At 26.2% G+C, this 19654-nt stretch carries 19 protein-coding genes; 18 read left to right on the forward strand and 1 reads right to left on the reverse strand.

The genetic code is table 11. The features are described 5' to 3' along the window. Positions 1-10 precede the first annotated feature (10 nt). From IGS63_RS11550 to IGS63_RS11625, 16 genes are all read left to right on the forward strand, one after another. Complete coding sequence (locus IGS63_RS11550) at positions 11-790, forward strand: patatin-like phospholipase family protein (RefSeq protein ID WP_190614991.1); 780 nt, start codon at positions 11-13, stop codon at positions 788-790. Beyond that, positions 787-1560 (forward strand): patatin-like phospholipase family protein, encoded by a 774-nt coding sequence (locus tag IGS63_RS11555; protein ID WP_190614992.1) that lies wholly within the window; start codon positions 787-789, stop codon positions 1558-1560. Before IGS63_RS11550 ends, IGS63_RS11555 begins: the two co-directional genes overlap by 4 nt. Then, on the forward strand, positions 1557-2198 hold the full coding sequence (locus tag IGS63_RS11560) for an LptA/OstA family protein (RefSeq protein ID WP_190614993.1): 642 nt from the start codon (positions 1557-1559) through the stop codon (positions 2196-2198). The genes IGS63_RS11555 and IGS63_RS11560 overlap by 4 nt, the downstream gene beginning before the upstream one ends. A 32-nt stretch (positions 2199-2230) precedes the next feature. Next, positions 2231-3505, forward strand: coding sequence for a serine--tRNA ligase (gene serS / locus IGS63_RS11565; RefSeq protein WP_190614994.1), 1275 nt, complete (start codon positions 2231-2233; stop codon positions 3503-3505). Beyond that, positions 3505-4200, forward strand: coding sequence for a 16S rRNA (uracil(1498)-N(3))-methyltransferase (locus IGS63_RS11570; protein WP_190614995.1), 696 nt, complete (start codon positions 3505-3507; stop codon positions 4198-4200). Before serS ends, IGS63_RS11570 begins: the two co-directional genes overlap by 1 nt. A 172-nt stretch (positions 4201-4372) precedes the next feature. Then, complete coding sequence (locus IGS63_RS11575) at positions 4373-5041, forward strand: hypothetical protein (protein WP_190614996.1); 669 nt, start codon at positions 4373-4375, stop codon at positions 5039-5041. Continuing rightward, positions 5031-6749: a flagellar hook-length control protein FliK gene (locus tag IGS63_RS11580; RefSeq protein WP_190614997.1), complete on the forward strand. Its 1719-nt coding sequence runs from the start codon at positions 5031-5033 to the stop codon at positions 6747-6749. Before IGS63_RS11575 ends, IGS63_RS11580 begins: the two co-directional genes overlap by 11 nt. Next, positions 6742-7404, forward strand: a complete 663-nt coding sequence (locus IGS63_RS11585) for a flagellar hook assembly protein FlgD (protein WP_190614998.1) — start codon at positions 6742-6744, stop codon at positions 7402-7404. The genes IGS63_RS11580 and IGS63_RS11585 overlap by 8 nt, the downstream gene beginning before the upstream one ends. A gap of 15 nt (positions 7405-7419) precedes the next feature. Then, positions 7420-9861 (forward strand): flagellar hook-basal body complex protein, encoded by a 2442-nt coding sequence (locus IGS63_RS11590; protein ID WP_190614999.1) that lies wholly within the window; start codon positions 7420-7422, stop codon positions 9859-9861. A 14-nt stretch (positions 9862-9875) separates the two neighbouring features. Further along, positions 9876-10070, forward strand: coding sequence for a flagellar FlbD family protein (locus IGS63_RS11595; protein ID WP_190615000.1), 195 nt, complete (start codon positions 9876-9878; stop codon positions 10068-10070). A 3-nt stretch (positions 10071-10073) separates the two neighbouring features. Further along, positions 10074-10850 (forward strand): motility protein A, encoded by a 777-nt coding sequence (locus IGS63_RS11600; protein ID WP_190615001.1) that lies wholly within the window; start codon positions 10074-10076, stop codon positions 10848-10850. A gap of 12 nt (positions 10851-10862) precedes the next feature. Further along, the gene (locus IGS63_RS11605; RefSeq protein WP_190615002.1) at positions 10863-11735 is read left to right on the forward strand and encodes an OmpA/MotB family protein; all 873 of its coding nucleotides are present in this window, start codon (positions 10863-10865) and stop codon (positions 11733-11735) included. Between the two features lie 15 nt (positions 11736-11750). Beyond that, entirely contained in the window at positions 11751-12278 is a 528-nt protein-coding gene (locus IGS63_RS11610; RefSeq protein ID WP_190615003.1) for a flagellar basal body-associated FliL family protein, read from the forward strand. 13 nt (positions 12279-12291) lie between these two features. Beyond that, positions 12292-13359: a flagellar motor switch protein FliM gene (gene fliM, locus IGS63_RS11615; protein WP_190615004.1), complete on the forward strand. Its 1068-nt coding sequence runs from the start codon at positions 12292-12294 to the stop codon at positions 13357-13359. After that, positions 13349-14509 carry a flagellar motor switch phosphatase FliY gene (gene fliY / locus IGS63_RS11620; protein WP_190615005.1) on the forward strand — a complete coding sequence of 387 codons (1161 nt, stop codon included), beginning with the start codon at positions 13349-13351 and terminating at the stop codon, positions 14507-14509. The genes fliM and fliY overlap by 11 nt, the downstream gene beginning before the upstream one ends. Beyond that, positions 14506-15144 (forward strand): hypothetical protein, encoded by a 639-nt coding sequence (locus IGS63_RS11625; RefSeq protein WP_190615006.1) that lies wholly within the window; start codon positions 14506-14508, stop codon positions 15142-15144. Before fliY ends, IGS63_RS11625 begins: the two co-directional genes overlap by 4 nt. On the opposite strand, the gene IGS63_RS11630 is transcribed toward IGS63_RS11625, so the two are convergent. Continuing rightward, the gene (locus tag IGS63_RS11630) at positions 15132-15863 is read right to left on the reverse strand and encodes an MBL fold metallo-hydrolase (RefSeq protein ID WP_190615007.1); all 732 of its coding nucleotides are present in this window, start codon (positions 15861-15863) and stop codon (positions 15132-15134) included. The two genes, IGS63_RS11625 and IGS63_RS11630, sit on opposite strands and share 13 nt — an antisense overlap. 122 nt (positions 15864-15985) lie before the next feature. On the opposite strand from IGS63_RS11630, the gene IGS63_RS11635 reads away from it, so the two are divergent. Both IGS63_RS11635 and IGS63_RS11640 read left to right on the forward strand, forming a co-directional pair. Beyond that, on the forward strand, positions 15986-17719 hold the full coding sequence (locus IGS63_RS11635) for an ABC transporter ATP-binding protein (RefSeq protein WP_232521243.1): 1734 nt from the start codon (positions 15986-15988) through the stop codon (positions 17717-17719). 3 nt (positions 17720-17722) lie between these two features. Further along, on the forward strand, positions 17723-19654 hold the full coding sequence (locus IGS63_RS11640; RefSeq protein ID WP_190615009.1) for an ABC transporter ATP-binding protein: 1932 nt from the start codon (positions 17723-17725) through the stop codon (positions 19652-19654).

The following is a 19654-nucleotide window of genomic DNA, read 5'->3' on the forward strand; positions in this document are numbered from 1 at the left end:
GGTTATTATTATGAGATATGGACTTGCTTTAGGTAGTGGTGGCATACGTGGAGTAGCTCATCCAGCATTAATTGAACGACTTATGAATAAAAGGAATATCAATTTTGATGTTGTTACTGGATGTAGTGCAGGTGCAGTAACTGCTGCATTATTTGCTCTTGAAGGACCTAATAAAATAATGAATAAATTTGAAATAGTTATGAATAAGTATAGTAAAAAACTTGATGAATTGAGTAAAGATTTATCTTCAAAAATAAATATTTTTGCAAAATTACTTGCATCAAAAGGTATAGCAAAAAATGATATTGTTTATGATTTTTTAACTGATTTATATGGAAATAAAAAATTTTCTGATTGTAAAATAAAATTAGGAGTAGTTTCAGTAGATATAAATTCTGGAAAGTTACAAGAAATAACAGAAGGATATATTGTTGATGCTGTCATGGCATCATCAAATGTTCCTGGAGCATTTGTTCCTCAACGTTTAGGAGGAATGAACTTAATAGATGGTGGTGTATTAAATGAAGTTCCTGTTGAATTAGCAAGAAAATTAGGAGCAGAATATGTTATAGCTAATCATGTTTCTCCTATTGAATTAAGAACTAAATTTAAAGATGGAATGGATTATATGAGTTATATTGATAACTTTAAAATAGATAGAATAACTAAAAATTCTTTAAAAAAAGCTGATGAATACTATGAATACAAAGGTAAATACATGTGGTTTGAATTCAATAAATATATGAAAGTTTATGAAGAGGGAAAAGAATTGTATGGTGATATAAAATGAATATAGCTATTGGAGATTTATTAGAAGGATTGTACTGGAATTCTGGAGTACTTGAAGGTTTAATAAAATCAAAAAAATCTTTTAACTTATATACAAGTGGAACAGGAAGTTTAATAGGTATATTTTATGGAATGTATGGCGAAACTTTTTTTGGAAGATTAAAAACCTTTTTATTGGAAAAAGAAAACCATTTAAAAAAAATTTTTAACATAAATAAAATATATTCAAACAGATACTCACAAGCCTCTATGTTATTAAAACTCGGTGGTGGGAAATTAGAACTTTATAATCAAAAAGATTTAAAAACATATTTAAATTCCTATTTTAAAGATTTAAAAATAAAAGATTTGAAAAACAAAGTAAACTTTGAAGTATTTAATATAAAAACTGGAAAAAGCTGTTATTTAAAAGAAGAAACAAAACTATCTGATGTATTGTTAATGGAATTAGCAATATCACCATTCTATAAATATTATGAATATAATGATGGATTTTATATTGCTTCATCAAAATTGGGATTTGTGCCAATAGATGTTCCAAATGATACCCTTTACACATCTTATGAATATAAAATATGTCTTGAAAATCCAAAAAATGCATCTGAAATTCTTTTAAAATCATCTTTTTTATTGGCTAAAAAAAATTTTGAAATAATAACAGAAAATCACAACACCATTATACCTTTCAAAGTATCTGAGAATCCTTTCAATATACAAACTTTTTTTGATGGTGTTAAAGCTATTCAAAATTATTTGGAGGAGAATAAATGAAGAAACTTTATATTATTTTATTTATATTAATTACTTTAAGTACTTTTTCAGGAACATTTAGAGTTAAAGCAGAAAATATGTTTGGAAGTGATAAATATTATGTTTTAAAAGGAAATGCTGAAATAAAAAAAGATAATATAACTATAAATACAAATGAAGCAACTATATCATTAGTCGATGATGATTGGAGAAATTTAGAAAGTTTAAATACAAAAATAAAAACTGACACCTTCGAAGCTTCTTCTAATAAAATAAAGTTTGATATGAAAACAGAAAAAGGTGTGCTAAATGGAAAAGTTATAACCATAATAAAAGTTGATGATTCAAGTTTATCAATATACTGTGATAGTATGAATATTGATAATAAAAACAAAAAATATAGTGGTATCTCCGACACTTTAATAGAAATATACAAAGATGATTATATTATAAAAACTAAAAAATTTGAATATAATGAAACTTCAAAAAAATTAATTTTAACTGGAGATGTAAATATAAAAAATGATGTAAAAAAAATGTCTATGAAATCTCAAAAAGCTATATTTAATACTGATACAAATGAAGTTACTGGAGAAAATGTATCTATAACTTTGAAAATAAAAGATGAAGAAAAAAATAATACACAAGATACTAAATAAATTTATTAAATACCACTTAAAGGAGGAAAAATATGTTAGATATAAAATATGTTAGAAATAATTATGAAGAAATAAAAGATATTTTAATAAAAAGAAATGCTGATACTAAATTATTGGATGAATTAATACCTTTAGATGAAAAAAGAAGAAACTTATTGAAAAAAGTAGAAGTCTTAAGGGCTGAAAGAAATAACAACTCAAAGAAGGTTTCAAAATTAAAAAAAGAAGGAAAAAATGAAGAAGCAAATAAAATAATAGTAAATGGGAAAAAAATAGGAGAAGACATAAAAAAAATAGAAGAAGAAATGAAAGAAATAGATGAAAAGTATATGCAAAAATTATTATACATACCAAATATTTTCGAAAAAGATACACCAATTGGTAAAGATGATAATGATAATATAGAGCTTAGAAAGTGGGGAGAACCCAGAAAATTTAAGTTTGAACCAAAACCTCATTGGGATCTTGGCACAAACTTAAATTTAATAGATTTTGATAGAGCCGCTAAATTAAGTGGATCAAGATTTGCTGTTTTAAAAGGACAAATAGCAAAACTTGAAAGAGCATTGATAAACTTCATGTTGAACTTACACACAATTGAACACGGATATACAGAAGTACTTCCACCATTTATGGTTACAAGAGAAACAATAACTGCAACGGGTCAATTGCCAAAATTTGAAGAAGATTTATACAATACAAAACCGGATGATATGTTTTTAATACCAACAGCTGAAGTAACACTTGTTGGACTCAGAAGAAATGAAGTAATTGAAAATAAAGACTTACCTGCAAAATATGTAGCTTACACTCCTTGCTTTAGAAGAGAAGCTGGAAGTTACGGAAGAGATGTTAGAGGAATAATAAGACAACATCAATTTGATAAAGTTGAACTTGTATGGCATACAAAACCAGAAACATCTGAACAAGATTTAGAAACTTTAACTTCACAAGCTGAAAAGGTATTACAATTATTAAAATTACCTTATAGAGTAGTTAGATTGTGTAGTGGCGACTTAGGATTTTCTGCAATGAAAACATACGATATAGAAGTTTGGCTTCCAAGTTATAATTCATACAAAGAAATATCTTCTTGTTCAACAACAGGAGACTTTCAAGCGAGAAGAGCTAATATAAAGTTTAGAGACAAAGATAATAAATTAAAATATGTTCATACATTAAATGGCTCTGGTTTAGCAGTTGGAAGAACTCTTGTTGCAATAATGGAAAATTATCAACTTGAAGATGGTAGAATAGAAGTTCCAGAAGTATTAAGACCATTTATGGGAATGGATGTTATAGGCTGATGCCAAATGCTTTTTATGGAAAATTAAAGAACAATAGTATTTATTTAGATAAAAATGAAACTTCTCATTTAAAGATCGTAAGAAAAAACATTGGAGATACAATAGATGTTTTTACTGGAGACGGAAATATTTATAATTGTATTATTGAAAGTATTAAAAAAAAGGAAAGTATCTTAAGTATAATAAATACTATAAAATTTAAGAAAGAATTTAATCCTAATATAAATTTATATGTTGGAATGAGTAAATGGGAAAAAATGCGTGAAATTATAGAAAAAGCTGTAGAATTAAGAGTAAATTCAATAAATATTTTTAAAGGTAAAAAATCTCAATTGAGCTATAAAAATATTGAAAAATTTAAAAAAATAATAATAGAAGCTTGTAAACAGAGTTACTTACCACTTTTTCCAAACTTAAATTTTATTGAATTTCAAGAAATTCCAATAATCGACTCTATTGTATTTGATTTTAATAATACTTATGACTTTAAAAGTGAAATAAAAAAAATTAATAAAAGTATTAATCTTATATTTGGACCAGATATGGGATTTTCAAATGAAGAAAAACAGTTTTTTTCTGAAAAAAACTTTAAAATAACAAATCTTGGAAATACTGTTTTTAGAATAGAAACAGCAGTTACTTATGTTTTAAGTACTATAAACTATGAATTTAATAGATTAAACCCAATAAAATGACGAATTTATTCGTCATTTTATTTATTTTTATATTAAATTTGGACAAATTATCTTTAAAATAGTATAATACTTTAGAATGATTATTTTAAAACTTATTCTTTTATTCTTTGCTACTCGTTTTTTTAGGAAAAAAAGTCTTTATATGGAAATATAAACTGTAAGGAGGTTTAAAATGGCTGAAAAGAAAAAAGGTGGAATTAAAACTATAATAATATTTTTTATAATAGGTCTTGTTGTTGCAGTTGCATTACTTTTTGTAGGATACATATCATTTGAATTCAATAGATTATCTTATATGAACCTTAATTTAAAATCTGATTGGAGAAGTTATTTAGCTTATTTAACTAAAGATATTCCTTATGTAAATAAAATGGTAAAATACGAATATCTTAAAGTTGGAGATCCAATATTATTGCAAACAAAACTAATAGAAGAAAAACAAAAAGCTATTGAAGATGAAAAAAAGAAACTCGAAGCTCAAAAAAAAGAAATGCAAAAGTTACTTGAAAAAATTACTAAAGATTCAAGTGATTTAATTTTAAAAAAAGAAGAAGTTCAAAAATTAAGTTCTGAATATGAAAAAAAAATAAATGATTATAACAATTACAACAATAGAGTAAAAAAAATTGCAGAATGGCTATCCTCATCAACTCCTTCAAAAATAATTAAAGCATTACAGCAAAGTCAAGTAAAAATAGATTTAATAGTTGATGCATTGTATATTTTACAACCAAGCATAGTTGGAGAACTTTTAGATGCGATGTCTGAAGTTAATCCAGATAAAGCAGCACAAATAATCTCTAAACTAGGAGAAAAAGGAAGTGGAAGTAGTGGAAACTAGCTTATTAATAAAAAATATTCCTATTCCAAAAGAAAATATTAAAGCTATTAAAAATAATGAAAAAAAAGATGATTTTAATAAAGTTTTAAATAAAACAAAATCTAACAAAAAAATTGTAAACCATCATATTCCTAAAAAAAATAAACCTTACGAAGAAGATGCCATAAAAACACCTGTTTTATTAAAAAAAATTATTATTCCTAAAAAATCAAAAATTACTTTAATAGATGAAGAATCTAAAAACATTCTTAAAACAACAAAAAAACAAAATAAAAATGGTACTATTACTTCAATAACAAAAGAAATAAATGAAATTTTAAAAGCTATCAATGATACTCTTAATTTAAAAATAACAAAAAAATCTATGATCAAAAAATTAAAAAAATTATTTCCAAACAAAGATATTTCTTTAAAAAAAATCGTTGAAAAAAATGGTTCAATATCAAATTTAATAGAAGTTTCAGATAAAAATAAAAAAATATTAATTCCTATCAATAAAAAAGAAAACTTAAAAAATATTGAAAAAAAATTTATATTAATAAAACATCTTCCAATAGCTAAATCTAAAAATAATAAAAAAATAAGTCCAACAAACAATATTTTAACTAACACTAAAAAACTTAAAAATAATAATTTAAAAGAAAAAACTTCAATAAAAGAAGTAAAAGATAAATTTAAAATAAAAAATAATTCAGAAAAAAACACAATTTACTTTGTAATACCAAAAGACTTAACTCAAAATAATTCATTAAATAAAGCCTTAAATATAGATATTTCAAAAGGAAAAAATATTCCAAATAATTTTATCACTAACAAAAAAATACAAATACAAAAAAATACAAATTTAAAAAAAATATTTTTAAAAATTTCTAAAAATACTAACTTTAATAAACAAAAAAAATTAAAAAACGAAACTACTTTAAACTTTATTAAAAATGATTTATTAAAAAACAATAGTTTTAATTCAAGTATTTTAACCTTGAAAAATTACAAATTTAAATCTTTAGAAACTCCAAAAAGATCTATAGAAAAAGATTTAAAAACAAACAATTTAAAAATTGATACTTTAAATTTTAACAATTCAAATATTAATAAAAAAAATATTAAACTTTCAAACCTCAATAATGTAAACTCACACAATAAGAAAATATCATCTAACGAAAATATAAAAATAAAAAAAATGCCTTTGAGCATTAACAAATTTAAAATAAAACATGAAATACCTCAAATTAACCTTAATTTAAGTAAATCTAATAATAAAATATCTAATGAAAATATTAAAATTTTACCAAAACAACCTATTCAAAACATACCTCTTGAAAAATTTAATACAAAAGTAGAAGAAGTATTAAATAAAAATATAACTCAAAACATGCTAAAAGAAAGTATTTCAATGAAAATAACTCCACCAGAAATTGGAAAAATAAATGTTGAAATAATAAAAAATGGAAAAGCAGTTACAATAAACATATTAACAGAAACAGAAAATGCAAAAAACACATTATCAAAAACACTTCATTCTTTAGTTGGAAACTTAAGAGACAACGGTTATAATCCTGTAACTGTAAAAGTTGATTCACAACAAAAAGAAGATTTAATGCAACAAGAAAAAGATGATCAACAAAATCAACAAGAACAAAAGAAAAGAGAAGAAAAAGAAAAAACCAATACATTCGAATCATTATTAAGAGGTGAAGAAAATGCTTGATGAAATGAATGGAATATATATGGGAACACTTCAAGCTCAAAGAAGTAAAGCTCCAAAAAAAAGTTTGGATAAAGAAGCATTTTTGCAATTATTAGTTACTCAATTACAAAATCAAGATCCTACAAATTCAATGGATACAAAAGATATGTTGGCTCAAATGTCACAACTTTCAACAACTGAACAAATAATGAATATGAGCACTTCTTTTCAAAACATGATAGATTCTCAAATGAATATGAATAAAATGCAAGCTGCTTCAATTGTTGGAAAAAATGTTGTTGTTGAAAATAATGAAGTAAATCTTATCGATGGAAAATCAGAAAATATATATTTTAAAGTTGATGAAGAATCACCAATAGTAGTTGAAATTTACGATTCCAACGGTAAAGTTGTTAAAAGAGAAGACATGGGAATAAAATCTGCAGGAGGCTATCCTTATTTGTGGGATGGAAAAGATAATAATGGTGTTTCCATGGCAGATGGGAGCTACAAAATAAAAGTTTTTTCATATTTAAATGGTCAAAAAACTGAAATATCTCCTATCGATGGTGGAAAAGCTCAAGCAGTTCAATTTTTAGACAATAAATATTATGTAATAGTAAACAACAAAAAGTATCCAATAAGTTCAATAAAAGAAATAAGTGAAGATGCATAAGGAGGTAATTTTGAAATGATGAGAGCAATGTACTCTGGTATAACTGGATTGAAAAATTTTCAAACTGAAATGGATATAGTTGGAAATAATATTGCTAATGTAAATACAACAGGATTTAAAGCTTCAAGAATAACCTTTCAAACTACTCTTTTACAAACACTAAAAGCAGGAAAAGCTTCAGAAGGTGCTTTGGGTGGAACAAACCCTATACAAATAGGACTTGGTTCAAAAATATCTTCTGTTGATAAGGTTATGAGTCAAGGATCTTTTCAAAATACAGGGAAAAAAACTGATTTAGCAATACAAGGCGATGGCTTTTTTGTTTTATCTGACGGAGAAGCAAATTATTTTACAAGAGCTGGTAATTTTACTCTTGATAAAACTGGTTACCTTGTAAATCCCGCTTCTGGATTTAAACTTCAAGGTTGGAGTGCAAAACTTTCAAATACTGGTCAAAGATATGTTGATACTAATGATCCAATAGGAGATGTTAAAATATCAACAGGACTTGTAATGCCTGCAAAGCAAACATCTGCAATAACATTAGCACATAATTTAAATACAGATGTTGGACTTCAAGAAACAACTATGGAAATAACTTCAAAACTTGGTACAAAGTTGCCAGTAAAAATGACCTTTAGTAGAGATATGAAATCAGAATATAGAGATAGATATGTTTATAAATGGAATGCAAAACTTGTTGAACCTGGTGATAAAATGAAATTTTTAGATGAAGCTAGTGGTAAATCTGACTTAGATGAATTAAATGGATATCTTGAACTCGATGAATCTGGAAATGTTATAAATTGGGTAACTTATAAAGGAGATACTACAAATGCAGCTACAGATACAAAATTTAAAATATTAGATGTTGGTGGAGATTTAAAAACATCAACAGGTGCAGATGTAACATTAACTACTACTAAAAGTGGTGGTGGTGCAGGATCTGGTGCAACTTTTTCGGGAAATATTAAAGTAACAAAATCTGACGGTTCAGAAGTTTATTATAATCCAGCAGATATAAAGATGGATTGGAATGGAACAGATTATAAGATAACTTTATCAGATGTTGAAGGTACTAATGTTGTTTTTGACTACACTCCAGCTGATTCTAAAATATCAACTTTAAATTCAGACTTTGGATCGACTAAATTTGCACTTGCAAATAAATATTCAATTCCAACATCTAATGGTAGTGTTACTTTAGATGGTACAAAAATAACTGCAAAAGATTCATCAGATATCGATGTTACCAATAAAATTTCGGATTTTAATTTATCTTATAATAGCGCTTCTAAAACAGTTACAATAAATGCAACTATCGATGGAAAACAATTGACCTTTACAAATACAGATACAAATCCTATTGAAAACCCTAATGATTTAGCTACCACATTTTCATCAGGAGGTTATACTATAGATTTAAGTTCCGCATTATCTGGAACAGATTCTTTAAATGATTTTTCTATTAATGGTTATAATCTATCTGGATTTAGTTTATCAGGTGAAAATTCTGATACAGTAGACAATTTTTCTGGAACGTATTATTCGGTTAGAGAAGTAATTCAACCACCATCTGGCGGAAATATAAAATTAGTTGATGTTTCAAATCCTCAAAATTTTGCTGTTGTAGATTATTCTAATCCAACAGTTTCAACATCAACTTTAGTATATGATGCCCTAGGAAAAGACTATAATGTTTATACAAAATTTACTAAAATAGATACAAATACATGGTATTGGAAAGCAGAACTCGCAGATGGTACACCGCTTTATAAATTAAACTCTGATGGAACACGCGACACATCTGGTGCAATCGCTGAAGGTGTAATTGCATTTGATGGAAATGGTTCTATAGCTGCAACTAAATGGAGAATAAAAGATGATGGTAGTATAGATACAAATATTACAGATGCTACAAATGGTTCTGCTGGTTTTTGGTTTGATCCATCTCAAACTGGAGCTGCTTTAAATCCAACAGTTACTCCATCATCTACTGCTGGTGCTGGACCTGTTAATGTTGAAATAAAATTCAATGAAATAACTCAATTTTCATCTCCACACTCTATTCAAGTAACTGATCAAGATGGAAATGCTCAAGGGACTCTTGATGCATTTGCAATAAATGAAGTTGGAGATATTGTTGGAACTTTTACAAATGGTAGAACTGATAAATTAGGAAAGGTTTCTCTTGGTGTATTCAATAATCCAGCAGGTTTATTAGAAATAGGTAATTCAATGTATGCACAAAGTTCTAACAGCGGGCTTGCACAAATTGGAGTTGCTGGGGTTGGTGGAAGAGGAACTTTAATACCTGGAGCACTTGAAATGTCGAATGTTGATCTTGCAGAAGAATTTACAAATATGATAGTTGCTCAAAGGGGATTTCAAGCTACTTCAAGAATAATAACTACTTCTGATGCAATTCTTAATGAACTTGTAAACATGAAAAGATAATATGAGGCGATAATATGATAGAACTAAGCAAATTAAACAATATAAAGTTTATAATAAACTGTGAACAAATTGAAAAAATAGAAAGTCGCCCTGATACTACTATTACAATGATGAATGGACATTTTTATGTTGTAAAGGAAAGTATTGAAGAAGTTATAGAAAAAGTGATAAAATATAAGAGAAGCTTTTATTTGCAAAAGGGGGACTAATAAGTGGATATTTCAAGTTTGGCGGGAATTGTATTGGCCTTAGTTGCTTTCATGCTTGGTGTTGGTGCAAACATTGGAGATATGATAGATCCAACTTCTATATTTATTACCGTTGTTGGATCAATAGGAGCTACTCTAATAGCACATCCTAAAGACAAATCATTTAAAATTGTTAATATAATGATGTCTGCTATTAAAAATCCAACGATTGATAATCTTGGTACACTTAGAACATTGTACTCTTTTGCTGAAAAAGCAAGACGTGATGGTATGATTGCACTCGAAGAAGATATACCAAGTATAGATGATGAATTTATAAAAGATGGATTACGTGCAGCAGTTGATGGAACAGATCCTGAAGAAATTAGAAAAATATTAGAAATAAAAATGGAATTATTTGAAGAAGATGACGGTGCGAATGCTGCTGTCTTGGATAGTTGGGGTGCTTTTGCTCCTGCTTTTGGAATGATTGGTACATTAGTTGGTCTCGTTTTACTTTTAAAAACATTAAACGATCCAACGACACTTGGTCCAAAAATGTCAGTTGCTTTAATTACAACACTTTATGGTGCTTTAGTTGCAAATATATTTGCTTTACCTATGGCAGAAAAATTAAAAAAAAGAACTTCAAAATTTGTAAATCAAAAAAGAATGTCAATGGAAGGAATACTTTCAATAGTACAAGGTGAAAATCCAAGATTAATGGAAGAAAAATTAAAAGCTTTTTTATCAGCTGAAGAAAGAAAGGCTTATGAAGCTGAAAAAGGTGAAAATGCATAATGAGGTGAGACAATGGCTAAAAAACAAGAGTGTCCAGCTGGTTCACCTGCATGGATGGCTACTTTTAGTGATATGAACCAACTTTTAATGACTTTTTTTATTGCTTTATTTGCAATGTCAAGTATTTCACCTGGTAAGTTTCAACAAATGGCTCAAAGTTTTAATAATGTTTTTGAAGGAAAACCTATAGGCGTTTTAGTTGGAGGTAAATCAATACAAGATGAACCTTTAATAACAGAAAATAATGGTGTCAAACAAGATTTAATGAAAATAATAAACGATGAAAGATTTAAGGGAAAAATAACTATAAAAGAAACTGATAGAGGAACTATAATTTCATTAAAAGATATGTCATATTTTAAACAAGGAAGTGCTGAATTAACTGCATTAGCTAAGAGTATTCTTGCAGAAATAGGAACTATAATAATTGAACATACAACTAATGAAATAGAAATATATGGTTTTACTGATGATAGCGCAGTTACTCCTAATAATATATATCCATCTAACTGGCATTTAGGTGCTGCGAGAGCAGCAAGTGTTGCTTATTTCTTTACCAATGAATTAAAAAAAAGAAGAATGTTAGAAAGAATAGGAGAAGTTAAAACAGGAAATTTTGATATAGATTATTTTTATAATCCAGATAGATTTTTTCCTATTTCAGTTGGAGATAGAGATATAAAAAAAGAAATAACAAATCTAAAATCAGAATTAGAATCTCAAAAGAGTATTTATACAACAAAATTTCAAACAGGAGAAATAACTGCTGTTGATTTAAAAGAAAAAGAAAAAGAATTAAATAAAAACTATGAAAATGAATTAGAAAGATTAAGAAAGATTTATAGAAGAATAGATATTTTAATCTTAAGACAAAGAATAAGATAATGGAGGTATAAAAATATGGCTGATGAAGAACAAAAATTGCCAGAACAAAAAGAAAAGAAACCATTGAATCCTATTTTATTAATAATAATTGGTGCTGTTTTGATGTTAATAATAGCTGGAGGTGTTTCTTTTTTTATGGTAAAACTCCTTGGAAGCAATATACCATCTCAAGAAAATAAAGCCAACACATCTACTTTAAGGGCTCCAGTTATTTCAAAAGCCGAATTAATAAAAGATGGTTCAAGAGAACCAGTTATGTTAAAAGGCGGTAGAGAAGTTGCCGTAATCAGTGCACTTGAATTTAAAGTAGGAAGCGAAGAATGTGGTAGTACTATAGGTGCTAATAAAGTTGAAATAAAAGATGCTATAAGAATGTTATTTTTAAATAAAACAAGAGCCGAAGTAACCACCCAACAAGGCATGGAGCTATTAAGAAAACAAATAAAAGATGCTGTTAATGAAATAACTGGTTATACTGGTGAAAGAGAAAATTTAGGAGTTAGAAGTGTAAACATTATTATAATGACAATTCAGCAACAATAAACGAGGTGTTACTATGGCTGATACTTTATCTCAAGAAGAAATAGATCAACTTTTAAATTCTATTGGTGATGAAGAACAAACAGATGGAGAGTCCGTTCAACCAATAATAGAAGAAAAAAAAGTAAGAGAATATAATTTTAGAAGACCTACAAAATTTTCACGTGAACAGTCGAGAACATTACAATTAATCCATGAAAATTTTGCAAGGGAACTTTCTACTTATTTATCTGGAAGATGTAGAACTTATGTTGAAGTTAGATATGCAAGTTTGGATCAAATAACTTTCTCTGAATTTCAACAATCTTTAACTTCTCCAACATATATTTCAATTTTTTCTACTGATGTTTTGAGCGGAAATTCAATTTTACAAATAGGTTTAGATGTTGGATATGTAATTATTGATACATTACTTGGTGGACCTGGAACAGCCATTGATGAACTTAGAGCTCCAACAGAAATAGAAACTTCAATTTTGAGAAAAGAATCAAATGTAATGTTAAGATCTCTTTCCAAATCTTGGTCAATAATAGCAGATTTTGATATATCTCTTGAAAAAGTTGAAACTAATCCGCAATTTGTTCAAATAGCTCCACCAAATGAAATGATTGTACTTATAACGCTTTCTATAACAATTAAAGATACTCAGGGATTTATAAATTTATGTTTTCCATCATCAACTTTAGAACCTATAAGCGATAAACTTTCAACAAGAATGTGGCAACAAGTCTTTAAAAAATCAGAAATGTCTCATAAAAATTTAGAAAATTTATTAATGCTTTCAAAATTAAAACTTTCAGCTGTTTTGGGTAAATCCAAATTATATTTAAACGATATTTTAAATTTAAGTATAGGCGATGTCATAAGATTGGATTCTTTTTATGAAGATCCAATAGATTTAAATGTACAAAATACTCCTATATTCAAGGTGAAAGTTGGTACAAATAAGGGATTTTATGCTGTTAAAATTGAAGAAGAAAATGAAGCTTTATTAGAAAAAATTATCATAGAAAAAAATATAAAAGAAGCTACAAATAATAAAAACAATAAAAAAACTGACGGTGGTGTAGAAAATGTTGGGTGATGAATTTTTAAGTCAGGAAGAACTTGATTCTTTATTAAACGGATTAAATGAAGAACCATCTATAGATAATTCCTTATTAGATATGATGGGTGAAGTTGGAAATATCTCAATGGGTGCTGGTGCAACTACCATGTCTACTCTATTGAGAAGAAAAGTTAATATAACATCACCTGAAACAAGTCTTGTAAAATTTAAAGATATAAAAGAAAAATTTAATGGGAATCAATTAGTTATTACAATACAGTATAAAAAAGGATTAGAAGGATTAAATTCATTTGTTTTACCTGAGAATGTAGCCTTAATAATTGCAAATTTAATGATGGGTGGCGACGGAAATATTGATGAAACTCAATCATTGGACGAAATTAGTATGAGTGCTGTTGGTGAAGCAATGAATCAAATGATGGGATCTTCTTCAACTGCCATATCAGAATTTATTAAAACACCAGTTGATATTTCTCCTCCAGAAGTTGGAATTATAGATTTTTCAAATAAAGATACTCAATTTCCACCTATTGAGAGTGATGCTGATGCTGATATAATATCTGTAAAATTTAATATGGACATTGAAGGATTATCTAGCACAACATTTTGGCAATTTATTCCAGCAAAATTTGCAAAACATATTGAAGAATTAATGAAAAAAGTTATGGCTGGAGATGATTCTGAACAATCTACTCAGCAACCCGTTCAACAACAGCCTGTTCAACAAACACAACAACCTATGCAACAACCTATGCAACAACCTATGCAACAACCTATGCAACAAATGCAGCAGCCTTCAGGATTTAGTCAAAATGTAATACAACAAGGGAGTGGAGTAAATGTGAATCCCGTTAATTTTGGAGCAATTTCAGGAAATCAAACTATACCAAATGAAAATGTTGATATGTCAAAATTACAACTTCTATTAGATGTTCCACTAGAAGTTACTGTTGAACTCGGAAATACTTCTATGAGTTTAAGAGAAGTACTACAATTACATCAAGGATCAATGCTTCAATTAGATAAGCTTGCAGGTGAACCTTTAGATATATATGCAAATGGAAAACTAATAGCTCGTGGTGAAGTTGTTGTTATTGAAGAAAGTTTTGGTGTTAGAATAACAGAAATAGTATCTTTAGATGAGAGGTTAAGATCTTTAAAATGATGAAAAAATTGTTATTATTATTATTTTTAATTATCATTTTAATACATGGTTTTTCCATAAATTATTTTGAAAAATACATATCCAGTTTTACGTCTTTAAAAAATTTTTCTATAAAAATAAAAATTGATTTTGAAATAACTGATAAAAAAAATATTTTAACAACAATGAGCGTTATAAATAATAGATTTTATATATTTAATGTAAAAAAGCCGGAGTTATTCTCCGGCATTGTTTACGTATATGATTTGTATACTAATAACTTGTATACAAAAGTAAAAAATAGTTATGATTTTTCATCTGATTTAAATTTATTTACTTCAGAAATTCCAAATATAATGAACATACTAACTTCAATATTTGAACCAACAAAATTTAAAGAAAGTACTATAAAAATTAGAAATTCATTAATAAGTATATATGAACCAAAAGATAAAATTGCTTTAAAACTTTTTCTAGGAATAGACTATGCAAAGTTTAAAGTTTATTTAAAAAATCCAATGAATGATATATATTTTTTTGATAGATTTGAAATTTTAAACTCAACTGAAAAGCAAAAAGCAATAATAACAATTTCACAAATAACTCAATTGAATGATAAAGAAGCAAGCAATATTTTAAATAATTATCTTCCTTGAACTATTTCAGATAACACATAATCATAATATAAATTTTTTAAATTTCTATTTTTTTTATAACTATTCAAATATTCTATTTGATTTTTTATCAACTTTATATCTCCTGGTATACCATGTCCTGGAGATATTTTATTTATATTCATAGTTTGCAATCTTTTTAATATTTTTATCCATAAATCTATATTTTCATTTAAAAATTCCGTATGAACTCTAGAAAACACTAAATCCCCACTTATTAAATAATTTAAAGGTTTTAACATATATATGGTTGAATCATTTGTATGACCACCAACATTTTTTCCAGATATAATAGTATCTTCAATAACTTTAAAAAAAGTATCTTCAAAAATTTCAATATTTTTTAAGTTTAATTTATTTTTTATATTTGTACAATTATATCCAGAAATTTCTGAAACATCTTCTAAATACTTTGAAGTTAAATTATTTAAATTAGAAAATGTCTTTATATTCATTATTATTTCAAAATTTTTTTTAGAAGTCAAACAGCCAAATGAATGATCTGGATGAAAGTGAGTTATAAAAACTTTTTTTAATTTTTTTGAAGTTTTTTCTTCCATTATGTTAGTCATTTCATCAAACTTAGAACCATAAAAGGAACTATCAAAAGCAATTAATTCATTTTTAGTTTCTAAAAAAGTAACATTACTTGCTCCATTTTCAAACCAAAAAACATGTATATTATTATACTGTTCAAGCATACTAATCTCTCCTTAATAATCTTTTCATTTAATTTTTCTTTTTTTATTAGTAAAATCCTTTTTTTAGTGTTATAATATTAGTAAACAAAGCTAACTATTAAAAAAAATAAAAATTATGGATGGTGATCGATTTGCTATTGAAAGAATTTTATAAAAAAGAGTGGTGGAGATATTTACTTGGTATTTTAGTTTTGTTAGTTGTAGATTATATACAAGTAATTATTCCACAAAAAATTGGACAAATTTTCGATATTTTAAATACTAATTCTAGTATGGATTATCTTAAAATATTGATCTCTTCTATATTATTTTTAGCTTTTGGTTTAGTACTTGGTAGATTTTTATGGAGAATATTTATATTTGGTTCTGCAAGACTTTTTCAATACAAAACAATAGATAAAATGTTTTCAAGAATAATAACATTAGATCAAAATTTTTTTGATAAATGGAGAACTGGAGACTTGATGACAAGATTTACATCTGATACACAAATGGCAAGAAGATTAACTGGGAACGCAGTAATAATGCTAGTAGATACAACTTTTATGACAATTTTAACTATATATAAAATGAATCAAGAGGTTAGCTGGAAGTTAACTTTAGTTTCAATACTTCCTTTACCTTTTATAGCACTTGTTTCTTTAATTTTAGGAAAATTAATACACAAAAAATTTATTGAATTACAAGAAAGTACATCTGATCTATCTAATATAACGGAAGAAAGTATAGCAGGAATGAATGTAATAAAAGTTTTTTCAAATCATAAAACAATACAAAAACTTTTTGAAAAGAAAGCAAAAAGAAATTATGATGCTCAAATAAGCCTTATTAAAGTTTGGGGATTTATGTTTCCAGTAATAATGTTTTTAGGTGCATTGGCCACTATCTTGGTTTTTAGATATGGAGGAGAAATGGTAATAACAAAGCAAATTACATTGGGAAACTTTATAGCAACCAATCAATATGTTGGTATGCTAGTTTGGCCAATGATGGCTTTTGGATGGTTAGTTAATATAATACAAAGAGGAAAAACATCAGTAAAAAGAATAGAAGAAGTATTAGAACAAAAAAGTAGTATAGAAGATCCTAAATATATTTCTAAAAATTTTAATGGAGTTATAAAAATAAAAAATTTAACTTTCAAATATCCAGAAACTGAAAGAAACGTTTTAAAAAATATCTCTTTAGATATAAATTCTGGAGAAATGGTAGCATTTGTTGGAAAAATAGGATCTGGAAAATCAACTTTATCAAAATTAATAACTAAGTTATACAAAGTAAAAAATGATAGTATTTTTATAGATGATGTTGATATAAATAAATTAAATAGTAAGTTTATAAGAGATAATATTGCATACGTACCTCAAGATACCTTTTTATTTTCAATGCCAATAAAAGATAACATAATGTTTTCTAATACAGACTCAAGTAAAAATTATAAAAAGTATACTAAAATTGCAAATGTTCACGAAGATATAAATGCACTCGATAAAGGATATGATACTCAAGTTGGTGAAAGAGGAGTTTCTTTATCTGGTGGTCAAAGACAAAGAGTTACAATAGCAAGAGCTCTTGCAAAAGATTCTAAAATGATCATTTTAGATGATTGTCTATCTGCTGTTGATACAGAAACAGAAGAAAAAATTATAAAAAACCTTAGAGAAGAAATTAAAAATAGAACTATACTCGTAATATCTCATAGATTAAAAGCTGTAAAAGAAGCTGACAAAATATTTGTTTTTGAAGATGGAACAATTATTGAACAGGGAAATCATGAAGAACTTATTAATTTAAATGGAACTTATTATTCCATGTATCAAAAACAACTAATTGAAGAAAAACTAAAGGAGGAATAAAAAGTGGCCTCAAGTTATGAAAATATATTAAAAGAAGAAAATGAAAAAGGATTGAGTGATAGACACACTTTTAAAAAACTCTGGGAATATATTAAAAAGTATAAATTAATTTTAGTAATTGCTTTTGTATCATTATTTTTTTCTACAATAATAGATTTAAATATTCCAAGAATAATAAAATTTGGAATAGATAATGTAATTTCATCAGAAAAAACTTATATAAAAAATAAAGACAATACATTTATAGAAAGTGAAAAAGGAGATTACAAATTAACTTATACAGATAATTCTTATTACTTCATTAAAGATAATACTAAAATCAAAGCTTCTGAAAATCAAGTACAAAAAGATCAAAAAACTAAAATAGATAAATTGAGCTTTTTTACAATAATAGTTCTTTTAATACTAATTCTACAATTATTTACAAATTATGGACAGGTTTATTTTTCAAATTTATTAGGACAAAAGGTTGTTTATGACATACGAAAAAAAATGTTTGAACAAATAAATAAAACAAAGTTTGAATTTTTTACAAAAAATCCTTCTGGAAAAATAACAACAAGAGTAGTAAATGATACACAAAATCTATCAGATTTTTTTACAGATGTAATGACCAGTTTAATAAAGGATATAGCAATAATCGTTGGTGTTATTTACTTTATGTTTGTATATTTAAACGTAAAATTATCTTTATATACAATGATTACATTCCCAATAGTCCTTATATCAATGTTTTTATTTAAAACACTTGATAGAAAAGCCTATAATAAAGTTAGAACAAGAATATCTGCATTGAATTCTTATCTTGCAGAAAATATTTCTGGAAGTTTAGTTACAAAATTATTTAATCAAGAACAAAGAAAAAAAGATGAGTTTCAAAGTATGAATAAAAAATTACATAAAGCAAGAATGCAACAATTACTCATTTATGCTATATTCAGACCTGCAATGAATTTATTATATTACCTAACTATAAGTACAATTTTATGGGTTGGATCTAAAGAAATAAAAAATGATTTTATCTCATTTGGAACGCTTTATGCATTTATAGCTTATATAGATATGTTTTTTAAACCATTATTTGATATTGCAGAAAAATATGATATAATGCAAAATGCCTTTTCATCTGCTGGAAAAATATTCAAAATAATGGATGAAGAAAAAGAAGATATTGGAAAAGGACAAATAAAAACTTTAAAAAATGGAAATATTGAATTTGATAATATTAAATTTTCATACTCTCATGATAATAATTATGTATTAAAAGGAGTAACCTTCAATATTAAAGATAATGAAAGAGTTTCAATAGTTGGTGAAACTGGTTCTGGAAAGTCTACTATAATAAAATTAATGAATGGATTATATAAATTTAATGAAGGCAATATAAAAATAGGTAATGAAAATCTTTATGAATATGATTTAAACTATTTAAGAAAAAAAATAGCTGTTGTTCCTCAAGATGTTTACTTATTTACTGGGAATATAATAGAAAACATCCGCCTCTTCAATGAAAATATATCAATTGAACAAGTTAAATCGGCTGCAAAAATGGTTTATGCTGAAGAAATTATTAAAAAATTTCCAGATGCTTATGAAACAAAAATTTTAGAAAGAGGATCTACATTATCAGCTGGTGAAAAACAATTAATAGCTTTAGCAAGAGCAGTAATCTTTAACTCAAAAATAATTATATTAGATGAAGCAACAGCAAATATAGATGTTGAAACTGAACATTTAATACAAAAAGCCTTAAATGATTTATCAAAAACAACAACTATTGTATCAATTGCACATAGACTTTCAACAGTTAAAAATTCCGAAAGAATAATTGTAATACACAAAGGTTTAGCTGTTGAAGAAGGAACTCACCAAGATTTATTAAATAAAAAAGGTATTTACTATGACTTGTATAGATTGCAATTTGAAAATATTTAA

This window comes from Tepiditoga spiralis (assembly GCF_014701195.1).
In the GTDB taxonomy this organism is placed as follows: Bacteria; Thermotogota; Thermotogae; order Petrotogales; family Petrotogaceae; genus Tepiditoga; species Tepiditoga spiralis.